This window comes from Prescottella sp. D32, assembly GCF_037287305.1.
Lineage (GTDB): Bacteria > Actinomycetota > Actinomycetes > Mycobacteriales > Mycobacteriaceae > Prescottella > Prescottella equi.
Window position 1 is genome coordinate 588,655 of sequence record NZ_JARBSW010000002.1, and the last position, 13,263, is coordinate 601,917.

At 70.9% G+C, this 13,263-nt stretch carries 14 protein-coding genes; 5 read left to right on the top strand and 9 right to left on the bottom strand.

Going from position 1 to position 13,263, the window contains the following annotated elements:
- Positions 1 to 3 precede the first annotated feature (3 nt).
- The 3 genes from serC (at position 4) to PSS76_RS12405 (ending at position 3,117) form a co-directional block, all read left to right on the top strand.
- Complete coding sequence (serC, locus tag PSS76_RS12395; RefSeq protein WP_005515069.1) at positions 4 to 1,122, top strand: phosphoserine transaminase; 1,119 nt, start codon at positions 4 to 6, stop codon at positions 1,120 to 1,122.
- Between the two features lie 349 nt (positions 1,123 to 1,471).
- The gene (gene sepH / locus PSS76_RS12400; protein WP_205317185.1) at positions 1,472 to 2,341 is read left to right on the top strand and encodes a septation protein SepH; all 870 of its coding nucleotides are present in this window, start codon (positions 1,472 to 1,474) and stop codon (positions 2,339 to 2,341) included.
- Positions 2,296 to 3,117: a DUF6928 family protein gene (locus PSS76_RS12405; protein ID WP_337456231.1), complete on the top strand. Its 822-nt coding sequence runs from the start codon at positions 2,296 to 2,298 to the stop codon at positions 3,115 to 3,117. Before sepH ends, PSS76_RS12405 begins: the two co-directional genes overlap by 46 nt.
- Positions 3,118 to 3,123: 6 nt before the next feature.
- Here PSS76_RS12405 and PSS76_RS12410 read toward each other — a convergent pair whose 3' ends face one another.
- The 3 genes from PSS76_RS12410 to PSS76_RS12420 are packed head-to-tail and all read right to left on the bottom strand — an operon-like array spanning position 3,124 to position 4,839.
- Positions 3,124 to 3,396 carry a DUF2537 domain-containing protein gene (locus PSS76_RS12410; RefSeq protein WP_013415047.1) on the bottom strand — a complete coding sequence of 91 codons (273 nt, stop codon included), beginning with the start codon at positions 3,394 to 3,396 and terminating at the stop codon, positions 3,124 to 3,126.
- Complete coding sequence (locus tag PSS76_RS12415) at positions 3,393 to 4,199, bottom strand: TrmH family RNA methyltransferase (RefSeq protein ID WP_013415046.1); 807 nt, start codon at positions 4,197 to 4,199, stop codon at positions 3,393 to 3,395. The genes PSS76_RS12410 and PSS76_RS12415 overlap by 4 nt, the downstream gene beginning before the upstream one ends.
- A 34-nt stretch (positions 4,200 to 4,233) precedes the next feature.
- Positions 4,234 to 4,839 (bottom strand): TetR/AcrR family transcriptional regulator, encoded by a 606-nt coding sequence (locus PSS76_RS12420; RefSeq protein ID WP_013415045.1) that lies wholly within the window; start codon positions 4,837 to 4,839, stop codon positions 4,234 to 4,236.
- Positions 4,840 to 4,908: 69 nt separating this feature from the next.
- On the opposite strand from PSS76_RS12420, the gene PSS76_RS12425 reads away from it, so the two are divergent.
- Complete coding sequence (locus tag PSS76_RS12425) at positions 4,909 to 5,460, top strand: hypothetical protein (RefSeq protein WP_337456232.1); 552 nt, start codon at positions 4,909 to 4,911, stop codon at positions 5,458 to 5,460.
- Here PSS76_RS12425 and PSS76_RS12430 read toward each other — a convergent pair.
- The 3 genes from PSS76_RS12430 to PSS76_RS12440 form a co-directional block, all read right to left on the bottom strand.
- Entirely contained in the window at positions 5,412 to 6,629 is a 1,218-nt protein-coding gene (locus PSS76_RS12430; protein WP_084922624.1) for an MFS transporter, read from the bottom strand. The two genes, PSS76_RS12425 and PSS76_RS12430, sit on opposite strands and share 49 nt — an antisense overlap.
- Before the next feature lie 94 nt (positions 6,630 to 6,723).
- Complete coding sequence (locus PSS76_RS12435; RefSeq protein ID WP_022594339.1) at positions 6,724 to 7,155, bottom strand: Rv0880 family HTH-type transcriptional regulator; 432 nt, start codon at positions 7,153 to 7,155, stop codon at positions 6,724 to 6,726.
- Between the two features lie 35 nt (positions 7,156 to 7,190).
- The gene (locus tag PSS76_RS12440; protein ID WP_005515081.1) at positions 7,191 to 8,681 is read right to left on the bottom strand and encodes an NCS2 family permease; all 1,491 of its coding nucleotides are present in this window, start codon (positions 8,679 to 8,681) and stop codon (positions 7,191 to 7,193) included.
- Between the two features lie 81 nt (positions 8,682 to 8,762).
- Between PSS76_RS12440 and PSS76_RS12445 the strand changes: the two genes are divergently transcribed.
- Positions 8,763 to 9,011, top strand: coding sequence for a DUF2530 domain-containing protein (locus PSS76_RS12445; protein ID WP_005515082.1), 249 nt, complete (start codon positions 8,763 to 8,765; stop codon positions 9,009 to 9,011).
- 46 nt (positions 9,012 to 9,057) lie between these two features.
- On the opposite strand, the gene PSS76_RS12450 is transcribed toward PSS76_RS12445, so the two are convergent.
- From PSS76_RS12450 to PSS76_RS12460, 3 genes are read right to left on the bottom strand one after another with little or no spacing between them, the layout of a single operon-like run.
- Positions 9,058 to 9,615 (bottom strand): phosphatase PAP2 family protein, encoded by a 558-nt coding sequence (locus PSS76_RS12450; protein WP_005515083.1) that lies wholly within the window; start codon positions 9,613 to 9,615, stop codon positions 9,058 to 9,060.
- Positions 9,612 to 12,365, bottom strand: a complete 2,754-nt coding sequence (locus PSS76_RS12455) for a sacsin N-terminal ATP-binding-like domain-containing protein (RefSeq protein WP_221285985.1) — start codon at positions 12,363 to 12,365, stop codon at positions 9,612 to 9,614. The genes PSS76_RS12450 and PSS76_RS12455 overlap by 4 nt, the downstream gene beginning before the upstream one ends.
- The gene (locus PSS76_RS12460; RefSeq protein ID WP_044990538.1) at positions 12,362 to 13,261 is read right to left on the bottom strand and encodes a DUF3027 domain-containing protein; all 900 of its coding nucleotides are present in this window, start codon (positions 13,259 to 13,261) and stop codon (positions 12,362 to 12,364) included. The genes PSS76_RS12455 and PSS76_RS12460 overlap by 4 nt, the downstream gene beginning before the upstream one ends.
- Positions 13,262 to 13,263 lie beyond the last annotated feature (2 nt).

The following is a 13,263-nucleotide window of genomic DNA, read 5'->3' on the forward strand; positions in this document are numbered from 1 at the left end:
CCGATGAGCACACCGATCATCCCCGCCGACCTCAAGCCCGTCGACGGCCGTTTCGGTTGCGGACCCTCGAAGGTTCGCCCCGAGCAGCTGCAGTCCCTGGTCGACGTCGGCGCCTCGGTGTTCGGCACCAGCCACCGGCAGAAGCCCGTCAAGGACGTCGTCGGCCGCGTGCGCTCGGGCCTGCGTGACCTGTTCTCGCTGCCCGAGGGCTACGAGGTCGTCCTCGGCAACGGCGGCTCCACCGCGTTCTGGGATGCGGCGGCCTTCGGTCTGATCCGGGAGCGCTCGCAGCACTTCACGTACGGCGAGTTCTCGTCCAAGTTCGCGTCTGTGGCGAAGAACAACCCGTTCATCGGCGACCCGATTGTCGTGTCGAGCGATCCGGGCACCGCGCCGGAGATCGTCGCCGACGGTTCGGTCGACCTCATCGGCTGGGCGCACAACGAGACCTCGACGGGTGTCGCCGTGCCGGTGTCCCGCCCGGCGGGTTCGGAGAACGCGCTCATCGCGATCGACGCCACCTCGGGCGCCGGTGGTCTGCCGGTCAACGCCGCCGACGCCGACGTCTACTACTTCGCGCCGCAGAAGTGCTTCGCCGCGGACGGTGGCCTGTGGATCGCGCTGATGAGCCCGGCCGCGCTCGAGCGCGTGGCCGAGATCAAGGACTCGGGCCGCTGGACTCCGGACTTCCTGTCGCTGCCGATCGCGGTCGACAACTCCACCAAGGACCAGACGTACAACACTCCGGCGCTCGCGACGCTGCTGATGTTCGAGAACCAGATCGCGTGGATGAACTCCAACGGCGGCCTGGACTGGACCACGGCCCGCACCAAGGATTCGTCGGAGCGCCTGTACTCGTGGGCCGAGGCTTCGGAGTACGCGACGCCGTTCGTCGCCGATCCGGCCTACCGCTCGCAGGTCGTCGGCACCATCGACTTCGCCGACTCGGTCGACGCGGCCGCCGTCGCGAAGATTTTGCGCGCCAACGGCATCGTCGACACCGAGCCGTACCGCAAGCTGGGCCGTAACCAGCTGCGCATCGGCATGTTCCCGGCGATCGACCCCGAGGACATCTCGCAGCTCACCAAGAGCATCGACTGGGTCGTCTCGCAGCTCGGCTGATTTCCGCCGGGCCGCAGGGGTGGCCCCGGGCTTCCCGGTTCTCCGTAGCGAGGGCGGGCACGCGTGCGCGTGCCCGCCCTTTCTGCGTCCCTACGTCTCCTGCTCCGGCCCCTCCGCGCCCCTCCCCCTCCCCCACCTCGCGTTTTGCGCACTTGTCGCACCCCGGACCACCCCTCCTCCCGCGCTTTGCGCACTTGTCGCGCGCATCACATCCCCGGGGTAGCGATAAGTGCGCAAAACGCGCGGGGAGGGTGATATACGGCGCGCGTGTCTTTCCTGCGCGTGGGTCACGGATGAATTACAGTCGATCATGACGTGATCGCGAGTCGGCGCGATGAGGAGGACGAACGTGCGGGAGCTGCGAGTAATAGGTCTCGAACCTGGCGGCGCGCACGTGGTGTGTTCTGATCCAGACACCGGCGAAAAGTTCCGGCTCCCAGCCGATGACAAACTCCGCGCGGCCTCCCGCGGGGACATCGCTCGACTCGGCCAGATTGAGATCGAAATGGACAGTCAGCTCCGCCCCCGCGAAATCCAGGCCCGCATCCGTGCCGGCGCCTCCGTCGAACAGGTCGCCGAACAGGCCGGCATCCCGCACGCCAAGGTGGAACGCTTCGCGTACCCCGTGCTGCTCGAGCGCGCCCGGGCCGCGGAGATGGCGCAGGCCGGTCATCCGGTACGTCCGGACGGCCCGGCCGTGCACACCCTTTCGGAGATCGTGACGCTGGCGTTCAAGGCGCGCGGTCACGAGAACAGCGCCATCACGTGGGACGCCTGGAAGGACGAGGACGGATTCTGGGTGGCCCAGCTGCAGTGGCAGGCCGGCCGCACCACCAACACCGCACACTGGCGTTACCAGCCGGACGCGCACGGCGGCACCATCACCGCGCTCGACGACACGGCCGCCCAGCTCGTCGACCCCGATTTCGGTCGGCGCGGTCTCGCTCCGGTGCCCACCAACCCGATCTACGGTCCGGCCGATTTCGAGCAGGATCACGAACACGAGAGCGCCGAGCCGTCCGACAAGGCCCAGGATTCTCCGATCGTGTTGGCGGACAACGATTCCCACGCCCCCGCGTCGGAGGTCACAGGCGAGATCGAACACGATCAGCCCAAGGTCGCGCCGCAGCAGACGCCGGGTAAGGACAAGCGCGGCAAGCCCGCCCTGCCGTCGTGGGACGACGTGCTGCTGGGCGTGCGGAGCAACGGGCGCGGCTGACGCCGGTGCTGGGGGTCACCTCCTCGACGATCTGGTACGTCGACGACACCGAGCCCGCCGGGGTCCTGCGCGGCGCGATACCGGACCGGGAGTCCGCCCGGGCCCTCGCCGCGACGCTGCATCCCGGTCTCGACGTCACGTATCTCGGTGACGAGCCGCTTTCCGACGCCGTGAAGCCCGAGCCCGGCGAGGTGGTCGTCGGCCGCTACCCGGGCGTCGCCGTGGTTCGCACGGGGGAGGCGCTGCCGCCGACGCCGTCGACGCTCGTCGAGCACTGGATCCGCCCGACGGGGGCCACCCACACCTACCTGAGTTCGTCGACCGTCCACACGGCCGCCGGTTCCTGGGGTGCGTTCGCGCACTGGGAGGACGGCGAGCTCAAGCGGTCGTTCAGCGCGACGCCGGTGCACATCATCGAGGATCTCGGTCTGCCCCAGGTGTGGGAGCGGCCGTACTGGGCGGGCGAGCACCCGGCGCCGCCGGTGATGGACGTCCTGCCGGACCCGCAGACGCTGCCGTTCGATCCCGGCGCGTTCGCCGAGGCGGCACCGGCCGCATGGCTCGGGGACGACCTGGACCTGTCATCGATCACGGTGTGCCGCTTCGCCGTTCACCCGACGGGTCAGGTGCCGGAGTCGGTGCGACGCGCACAGGAGAGGCTGCGCGCCGAGCAGGCCCGCGCCGAGCAACTGCGCGCCGAGCAGGCCCGGCCCGAGCAGGCGGCCCGGCCGCAGCGGCGATCGTTGTTCGCGCGGCTGTTCCGACGGGAGCGCTGACGCGGCCTAGAAGGCCCCGAAAAGCAATGCGATCCAACCGGATACGACCCCGGCCGCCACACCGTAGACCACCCACCGCCACACCGGCAGGTTCCGCCACCGCCACACGGTGGGTGCGGCGCCGCCGACGGCGACGAGGTTGAACCCCACCGTGAGCAGCGGGTGGATGTGCGCGAGGGTAACGCCGAACGCCACCACCGCGACCAGCGTCACCACCGCGGCGAACGTGCTGACCAGCAGGCCCGTCGCCCACGGGGTCGGATCGGCGGACGCGGTCACGATCCGGTCCGGATTCGCTCGTAGAACGCCATGGCAGCCGCGGTCGCCACGTTGAGCGAATCGGTGCCCGCCGACATCGGGATGCGGGCACGCACGTCGGTGACACGCATCGCGTCTTCGGTCAATCCCGGACCCTCCGCACCGAGCAGCAATGCCACCCTCTCACCCGTCATCGCCTCCGCGAGCGTCGGCGCCGCCGGATTCGGAGTGAGTGAGATCAGCTGGAAACCTCTGTCGCGCAGAATGTTCAGTCCGCGCGGCCATTCCGGGATCTGTGCGAACGGAACCCGTAGCGCGTGCCCCATCGACACGCGCACCGCCCGCCGGTACAACGGGTCCGCCACCGCAGCACCGAACAGGATGGCGTCGACGCCGAGACCGGCGGCGTTGCGGAACATCGAGCCGATGTTCTCGTGGTCGTTGACGCCCTCGAGCACCGCGACGGTGCGGGCGTCGCGCAGGACGTCCTCGACGTCGAGGGCGGGCGGGCGGTGCGCGGCCGCGAGGACACCGCGGTTGAGGTGGAAGCCCACGACCTGCGCCATCACGTCGGCGGTGGTTCGGTAGAACGGCACGTCCACGCCCTCGAGGTCCGCGGACAGTTCGGTGAGACGTCGGTCGACGCCGAGCAGGCTGTTCGGGGTGAAGCGCGATGCGAGCATCCGCTGCACCACCAGCACGCCCTCGGCGATCACCAGGCCCTTGCCTCCGGGCAGGTCGGGGCGACGATCCGACGAATTCAGATCGCGGTAGTCGCCCAACCGGGGGTCGGCGGGGTCTGCGATGTCGATGACGTGAACCACGGGTCCATCGTGCCGTACCGGACTCGGCGTTCGGCTACACGGTGTCCCCATCCACGAGCAGGGCCGCGAAGTGGGCGTCGAGGACGGCGTGGAGCCGCTCGGCGTCCATGCGGCGGGGGTGGTTGACGCCGTGGGCGGCGAGGCCGTCGACCAGGGCGTGCAACCGCGCCGCTTCCACTTCCACCGATGTGTCCGGCGCGAGCAGGCCGGCGTCGTGCAGCGCGCCGACGAGGCGGAGGAAACCCTCGTACATCTCCCGGTCGGTGCGGTCGCGCACCTCGGCGAGGGCTGGATCCGTGCGCGCGGCCACCACGAAGGCCTGCCAGACGTCCATCTCGCCGCGCCGGTCGGCGTCGAGCGGGACGAACTGCTCGGCCAGCAGTCGGGCGTCGGCGCGCAGGTCGCCGGTGAATTCGATCGCCGCGATGCGCTCGTGGACCCGCCTGGTGACCAGTTCCATCGCGAACAGCAGCAGTTCGGACTGGGTGCCGAAGAAGTGCCGCAGCGACCCGGTGGACAGCCCGGCCTCGTCGGCGACGGTGCGCACGCTGGCGGCGCCGATGCCGTCGCGCCGGATCACCTGCAGGACCGCGTCGGCGATCTCCTCGCGGCGGGCCTCGGTACTGGTTCGCTTCACCACGTCGCCAAAACTAACACAGTCGTGATAGTTTCTACCCGACTAACACAGTCGTACTAGAATGGGGCGGACATGATCGTGCAACTGATCGTCGCGTGCGAGATCCTCTTCTGGGTGTTCCTCGGCGCCGGCCTGACGGCGCGCTACCTCCTGCGCCGCCCCACGCTCGGCGCGGTACTGCTGGTGGGCGCACCGCTCGTCGACGTCGTGCTGTTGGTCACCACCACGATCGATCTGCGTGGCGGGGCCGAGGCGTCGTGGAGCCACGGTCTGGCGGCGGCGTACATCGGCTTCTCGGTCGCCTTCGGCCACAGCATCATCCGCTGGGCGGATGGTCGTTTCGCCCACCGCTTCGCCGGAGGACCCGCCCCCGAGAAGCCCGCCCGGCACGGGAGGGCACGGGCGATCCGCGAGTGGCGCGAGTTCGGAAAGGCCGTGGTGGCCTGGGGTATCGCGTGCGGCCTGCTGCTCGCCGCGATCGCGATGGTCGGCGAACCGGACCGCACCGCAGCCCTGTCCGACTGGATCCGCACGCTCACGGTCGTCCTCGGTGTCTGGGGCGTGATCGCGCTCAGCTACACGCTGTTCCCCGCACGCCCCAAGGTTGCCGAACGACGCACGTAGCCCGCGGCGGCCAGGGCTGCGACGAGGGAGACGACGCCGCCGATCACGAGCGGGGCGCGGGGGTCGACGGCGTCGGCCAGCCAGCCCAGGAGCGGGCTGCCCAGCGGGGTGCCGCCGAGGAAGGCGAGCATGTACATGCCCATCACCCGGCCGCGCATCTCGGGCGGCACCGACATCTGCAGGATGCTCATCGCGGCCGTCGAGAACGTGAGGACGAGGGCGCCGGTGGGCACGAGCAGCACGATGACCGCCACATACGACGGGACGAGTCCGATGGCGGTCTCGAGGACGCCGAACCCGACAGCGGCGCCGAGACACCAGCCGACGGTGGGGGCCGTCGCCCGCCGCGCGGCGAGGGTGGCGCCGCCGAGCATGCCGATCGCGAGCATCGTCGACAGCAGACCGAACGCGTCGGCGTCCTTGCCGAAGGTGTTGCGGGCCAGGACGGCCAGGGTGAGCGAGAAGTTCAGCCCGAACGTGGAGACCACGAACACGGTGAGCAGGACGACGGTGAGGTCGGGCCTGCCGCGCGCGTACCGGAAGCCTTCCCGCACCTGCCCCTTGGTCCGCGGCGCCGGCGCGGACCGGGTGAGCTCGTCCACCCGCATCCACAGCAGCGAGGCGAACACCGCGACGAAGGACACGGAGTTGACGAGGAACACCGGGCCGGTGCCGATCAGCGTGATGAGCACACCGGCCACGGCGGGTCCGACGATGCGGGCGGCGTTGAACATCATGGAGTTCAACGCGATTGCGTTGGCCAATCGGTCCGGTCCGACCATCTCGATCGTGAACGACTGGCGCACGGGCGTTTCGAGAGCCGTGACGCAGCCGAGCGCGAACGCCAGCACGTACACGTGCCACAGCTGCACCACACCACCCACGTCGAGCAGTCCGAGAATCAACCCGAACGACGCCATCGCGACCAGCGAGACCATCAGGATGCGCCGCTTGTCGTACCGGTCGGCGAGCAGCCCGCCGTACATCGACAGGAACAGCGTCGGCCCGAACTGCAGAGCCATCACGACGCCGACCGCGAAACCGTCTCCGCCGGAGAGGGTCAGGACCAACCAGTCCTGCGCGATCCGCTGCATCCACGTGCCGACGAGGGACACGATCTGACCGGCCGTCCAGTACCGGTAGTTGCGGGAGCGCAGCGCGGCGAACATCGACGGCGCGAGATCGGTTGACACCCCGTGATCTTGCACACGCGAAACCGGTCAGCGGGGATTACATCCCGCTGACCGGTTTCGGGTGGAAGGGTCAGTCGTTCTCGGAGACCAGGGAACTGATGATCGTGACGGCGTCGCGCAGCGTGGCGAGCTGGGTGGCGTCGAGGCCCGACAGCTTCTCCGTCATCCACGCCTCACGGGCCTGGGTCTCCCCCTCGATGAGGGCGTGGCCGGCGTCGGAGAGCGACACGATGATCTGCCGACCGTCGGTGGGATGCGGTGCGCGGTCGACCAGTCCGACGTCCGCGAGGGAGGCGATGACCCGCGTCATCGACGGCGGCTGGACCTTCTCGCGCTGGGCGAGTGCACCCGGGGTCATGGGTCCCTCGGCGCTGAGCGTGACGAGCGCGGACAGCTGCGTCAGCGTCACCTGTGCGTCCGCGCGCCGTCCCCGCAGGTGGCGGGTGAGGCGGACCACCGCTAGGGAGAGGTCGCTGGCAAGGGCGCGAGTATCCGTTGTCACAACTTCGAACAATACGGGAACTCGCGCCCCGCCAATCACGTAACGGCGTCAGTGATGGGGCCGACCGCGAAGTATGCGACGAACAGCGCGGCGACGATCCACAGCAGCGGATGGATCTTCTTCGCGTTGCCACCCGCGGCCGCGAGGACCACGTAGGAGATGAAGCCGATGCCGATGCCGTTGGCGATCGAGTAGGTGAACGGCATCGTCACGACGGTCAGGAAGGCCGGCAGGGCGATGGCGAACTTGCTGAAGTCGATCTCGCGCAGCTGGCCGATCATCAACGCGCCCACCACGACCAGAGCCGGTGCGGCCGCCTCGATCGGGACCACCGAGTACAGCGGGGTCAGGAACATCGCGGCGAGGAACAGCGTGCCGGTGACGACGTTGGCGAGGCCGGTGCGAGCGCCCTCGGCAATGCCCGAGGCCGACTCGACGAACACCGTGTTGGACGACGCGGACGCGCCGCCGCCCACGACGGCGCCGGCACCCTCGACGATCAGGGCCTTGCCGATGCCGGGCAGGTTGCCGTCCTCGTCGGCCAGCTTCGCTTCCTTGCCGAGACCGGTCATGGTGCCCATGGCGTCGAAGAAGTTCGCGAGCACCAGCGTGAAGACGAGCAGGCTGGCGGCGATGACACCGATACGGGTGAACGCACCGAACAGGCTGACGTCACCGACCAGGCTGAGATCGGGCAGCTGCGCGAACACGTCGGGCATCGCGGGGACGCTGAGGTTCCAGCCCTTGGGGTCGACGCCCTTGGAGGCGCCGATGTCGAAGACGGCCTCGAGGATCGCGGCGAGCACGGTGGTGACGACGATGCCGATCAGCAGACCGCCGCGGACCTTGCGCACGACGAGGATGCCCATGAGCAGCACGCCGAAGACGAACACGGCGGTCGGCCATGCCGAGATGGAGCCGTTGATGCCGAGGCCGACGGGGACCGTGGTGCCCGCGGCGTCGGGGATGCGTCGGACGAAACCGGCGTCGACGAGGCCGATGAACGCGATGAACATGCCGATTCCGGCGGCGATCGCGGCCTTGAGCTCGCGCGGGATGGCGTTGAACACGGCGGTACGGAAGCCGGTGGCGGCGAGCGCGACGATGATGATGCCGTCGATGACGACCAGACCCATCGCCTCGGGCCACGTCACCTGCGGGGCGATCGTCACGGCGAGCAGGCTGTTGATGCCGAGACCCGCGGCGATACCGAACGGATAGTTGGCGATGATGCCGAACGCGATGCTCATCAGGCCCGCGACGAGCGCGGTGACGGCGGCGACCTGGCTGACCGGGAGGATGTTGCCGAGTACGTCGGTCTTGGCGACGGCGTCGTCCGCCGAGAAGCTACCGAGGATCAGCGGGTTGAGGACCACGATGTAGGCCATGGCCACGAACGTGACCAGGCCGCCGCGGACCTCGGTGCTGATGGTCGAGCCCCGCTCGGAGATCTTGAAATAGGTGTCGAGCAACCGCGAGGGTGCCGACGGCCGCGAGGGCTCGGTGGTCTTGTCGGTAACCGCCATGTCGTGTTTCGGTCCAATCGCCGGGAAGTGGGGTTTCGCACCTGGCAGATTAGGGCACCGACGCGCGGGTAACTTAATCGTGTGACCGAAATCCATAGCACGCCGACGCTCGTGGAGCGCCTCTCCGACCCGCGCCCGGTGCTGGCGGTGGGAACCCTCGCGTGGATCGTGGCGACCGTCGTGGTCCTCGCGTCCGGGGACCGTTGGAACACAGCGCTTCCGGTCTGTTACGCCGGAATCGCCCTGGGCCTCCTCGGATTCGGACTGTTCCTGGTTCAGCGCCGCGCGGCGCGGCGCGGCCGACGTGGCGCGCAGCAGGGGCTGGTCTGACCGACAGCGGACGCCGGGGTGCAACCCATCCGCCCGGTGACTGATCTCACAGGGTATTCGCGCGTGTCCGGTGGCGGCTGCGACGGCTGATCGCCCAGATCCACAGCGCCGCCCACGCGATACCGAAGGCCCACCCGGCCAGCACGTCGGTAAGCCAGTGCGCGGCCAGGTAGACGCGGGAGAGTCCGACGGCGATCGTGTAGCAACCCAGCAGCACGAGCAGCGCGATCCGCCGGATCCCGGGTGCGACGAGACGCACGACGACGGCGCCGAGCACGCACGCGAGGATCGCCGACATCATCGCGTGCCCCGACGGGAACGAATAGCTGTCGAGCACGACCAGCCGCTCGGGCACCGGCGGCCGCTGGCGCCCGAAGAAGAGTTTGAGCAGGCTCATCGCGGCCCACCCGGACAGCATTGCGCCCGCGACCGTCACTGCCTCCGCGGTGTACCGGCGGAGCAGCAGCGCGACCGTGACGATCGTCGAGATCACGAACGCGGCGACGGTGCCGCCGCTGTGGGTGATCACGGTGACCACGTCGGTCAGGCCGGGGGTGCGGATGTCGAGCATCCAGTTCAGCACCGACTGATCCATGTCCGTCATCGCTGCTCCCCCACCGGCCGGCGCCGCAAGTGCGCACGGCCGTCGTCGTCGATCCAGATCGGCACCGCGACGTCGCCGTCGAGTGCGCCGCCGAGACGCACCACCAGATCGTCGTGCACGACGACGTCACCGGACGGCAGTGGCAGGCCCAGGGCCGCGCACGCGAGCACCGCGCCGGGCTCGCGGTCCCACGTGCTCACCTCCCCGTCGCCGACGACGTGCGCCTCGACGGCGGCCGACGCGAGCGGCAGGTCCAGCAGATCCGCGAGGGCGGCGGCGGTGTCGAGCGCGCCGAGCACCAGACGCTCCGGCGGCACGACGGCCGCGAGGTGGGCGCGGTCGAGCACCAGCGCGACGTCGGGGTCGACGACGGCGCCGGTCAGGCTGCGCACCTGCGCGGGCAGGTCCAGGTCGTCGAGGTCGAGCACCCCGCGCCGGGCGGCGTCGGCGAGCAGCCGGTGGGCACGGACCACGACGTCGGGGCTGGGCGTGCGCGCGGGGTCGGCGAGACGGTCCAGCAGCACGGCGGTGAGCGCGTTGTCGTCGACGGTCCGCGGGGCGAGCGCCGCCGCGAGCGCCGGGGCGTCGGGGTGGTCGAGGACGTCGAGCAGGCCGGCGAAGGTGTCGTCGTCGGCGGCGCGGAGCAGCCCCAGCGGGTGGCCGTCGATCTCGGCGTGGGTGCGCAGCCACCACGCGGTGTAGCCGGTCCGGTCGCCGAGCGCGGACGCCGTGTCGGGCTCGGCGGCGAGCAGGGTCAGCGCCTGCGCCCAGCGGTCGGGGTCGACCAGGTCGAGGTCGCGGACCGCGATCAGCGTCTCGGGGTCGTCGGCGAGGGTGTCCCACCAGGCGTCCTCGTCGTCGAGGTCGTGTTCGGGGCCGGTGGGCAGGTCGGCGCGCAGCACCGTGAAACCCCAGCCGACGCCCACGGCGCGCAGCGCGTCCGCACCGAACCGGTCCACGAGGGCGGCGTCGACGGTCCCGAAAGGCGAGTCGGCGTCCAGCACGTCGGCCAACGGTGCGCCGGGGAGCAGCAACTGGTCGGCGGGCACGAGTTCGCCGTCGGCGTCGGGCAGTGGGAGTTCACCCAGCCAGGTCGGCCGCGACCCGCGCGCGGTGAGCGTCACGAGCGCGAGCACCGCCGACGCCAGTTCGGTTGCCGCGCCGGGGTCGTCGTAGTCGAGGTCCTCGATCCGCGCGTGCAGTGCGGGATCCGACAGCAGGTCACCGGCGGTGGCCCGCTGCGCGCCCAACCGGTTCAGCAACGGGTGCGCGGCGTCCGGGTGCACCAGGCGTACCCAGTCCAGCGCCGACGCCGCATCGTCGAGCGCGTGCCCCAGATCGGTGCCGGTGACGACGGTGCGCGGGCCGGTGACGGTGCGGCCGTCCGCGAGCGGAACCGGTACGGCGGCAAGCTCTTCCACCGCCAGTGCGTCCACCACCAGCGGTTCGAGCGCGGCGTAGACGGCGTGCCACCACGACGGCTCGCGGCTGTGTCCGCCGAGGAGTTCCGCGACGCGGGCCAGCCCGAAGCGGTGCACGTCGACGGCTGCCAGCGCGGCGGCGTGGCGTGGGCCGGACAGCTCCGGATCCACCAGGCCGGGCACGACATCGGCGAGCGCATCGGCCAGTTCCCTGGTGAGCCCGGACAACACACTCGCCCGCGCCGGCACGAGAGCCGGTACGTCGGAGCCGGTCTCGGCGGGCGGTAGCCACGGTTGGGTCCGCAGGTCGGCGAGCACCGCCTCCCGCAGCGCGGCGTCGGTCTCGCTGCGCGCGAACCCGGGCAGCGGCACCAGGTCGAGCCGCTGGTCGCCGGGCAGGGCGGCGACGAACCGCGCGTAGCCGTGCGCGACACGAGCCAGCGGCGCACCGGGCAGCAGGCGTCGGCGGTCGGGCTGCATCGGGACGTCGGCGATCAGCAACGCGGGCAGCGACAGTTCCTCGTCGGACCGGGTGGGCGCGCGCAGCACGTCCTCGGCGACGGGGCGGACGCGGCCGTCGACCACCGGAACCAGCCAGCGCGCGGTGTCGGTGACGTACTGCCACCACGTGTTCTCACCGACGGTGATCTCGGTGAGCCCGCCGTCGAGGTCGCGGGCGGTGCGGCGCAGCGTGCGGTCGCCGATCGTGATCGTCTCGAGCGCGGGCAGTTCCAGCAGCAGGTCGACGGCCTCGTCGGCGAACCCGCCCAGCAGCGCGGCGCCGTCGATGTCGGGGCGCAGGTGCAGCACTACCTCGGAGTCGAACCCGGCGGCGGGCGGCTCGTCGGTGGCCCACACCAGACGCAGCACCGGGACGCCGGACGCCGGCGCCTGCAGGGAGGAGTCGGCGATCTGCGCCCGGGTGCGGGCGGCCGAGAACTGCAGCGACCCGCTGGTGGAGCGCAGTTCGATCTCGTCGCTCACCGAGCGGACGGCGGTGAAGCCGACGCCGAATCGTCCTACCCCGGTGGACTTCCCGGATGCGCGCAGTGCGGCGAGAGCCTGCACACCCTCGATGTCGAGGGGGGCGCCGGTGTTGGCGATCCGCAACACGTCGCCGTGCAGTTCCACGCGCAGCGTCCCGGGGACGCCGGCCCGGGCGGCGGCGTCGGCCGCGTTCTGTGCCAGTTCCGTCAGCAGCCGGTCGCGGTACCCGGCGCGGACCAGGTCGGCCTCCGCGGCGGCATCCTCACGCAGCCGCGTCGGGGAGTTGCGCCACGCGAGGATCGTGCCGTCGCGCAGCGCGTCGGTGCCGAAGGGGTCGGTCAATCGGCCGAGGTGGTGTCCGGGGAAGCGTCCTCGGGAGCCTGGGACGGCTCGGGAGCCGCTTCGACCGCGGTGGTTTCGGCGGCCGGCTCGGCCCGCTCGATCTGCACCGCCTCGATCGCGCCGTCGTCGTAGGCGTCGTAGCGCGGGGTGCCCGCACCGGTGGGGAGCGTGGTGTCGGAGTGCGCACCGCAGCCGTGCGCCGCGTGCACGATGTGCCCGTCGGCGGCCATCTCGTTGCCGCACACGCCGAACGCGGCGTGCAGCGAACCGGCCAGCGGCAGATAGAAACCGCACAGGTCGCACGTCGACGGCGCGGCCTTGGCCATCTCGGAATCGGGACCGTAGTCGCCGTCGTGCCAGCGGGCGGCGCAGTCCAGGCGGCCCTCGCGGCTCATGACCTGCTTGCGTCCCAGGCCCACCTCGAACGCGACGTCGTCGATCTCGGGGTCGCCGGTGGCGACGTAACCGGGCACCAACCGCGGATCGTTCTCCCGCGGCGCGAGCAGGTCGCCGGGCGAGAGATCGCCGGGGCGGACGCGCTGATCCCACGGCAGCCACTCGGGCGCGACGAGCGCGTCCGGCCCGGGCAGCAGCGCGAGCTCGCTGACGGTGACGTGATCGGAGCCCGGCACGGCGGCCACGACGACGGCCCACTGCCAGCCCCGGTAGCCGGGAAGCTCGGTGTCGAAGCGGTGAGTGGCGGCGCAGTCGTCCTCGGCGGTCACGCCGAGGTATCTGCCCACTCCTCCCTCTCCGAGGTCGACCAGCGCCGTGCGAGCAAGCTCGACGGCATCGGCGAGGACGGGGCGCACGACGGCGCTCTCGGGAGACGACGTAACACTCACGGTGTCCATCTTGCCGCACTCGGTCCCGTCTGCGCTCGTGCGGGCTGCCATGC

Excerpts from the sequence above, each read along its gene's own strand:
- PSS76_RS12450 (WP_005515083.1), bottom strand. The coding sequence starts at position 9,615 with ATGACGGACATGGATCAGTCGGTGCTGAACTGGATGCTCGACATCCGC.
- serC (WP_005515069.1), top strand. The coding sequence starts at position 4 with ATGAGCACACCGATCATCCCCGCCGACCTCAAGCCCGTCGACGGCCGT.
- PSS76_RS12440 (WP_005515081.1), bottom strand. The coding sequence starts at position 8,681 with ATGGCGGTTACCGACAAGACCACCGAGCCCTCGCGGCCGTCGGCACCC.
- PSS76_RS12460 (WP_044990538.1), bottom strand. The coding sequence starts at position 13,261 with ATGGCAGCCCGCACGAGCGCAGACGGGACCGAGTGCGGCAAGATGGAC.
- PSS76_RS12430 (WP_084922624.1), bottom strand. The coding sequence starts at position 6,629 with ATGTTCGCCGCGCTGCGCTCCCGCAACTACCGGTACTGGACGGCCGGT.
- PSS76_RS12425 (WP_337456232.1), top strand. The coding sequence starts at position 4,909 with ATGATCGTGCAACTGATCGTCGCGTGCGAGATCCTCTTCTGGGTGTTC.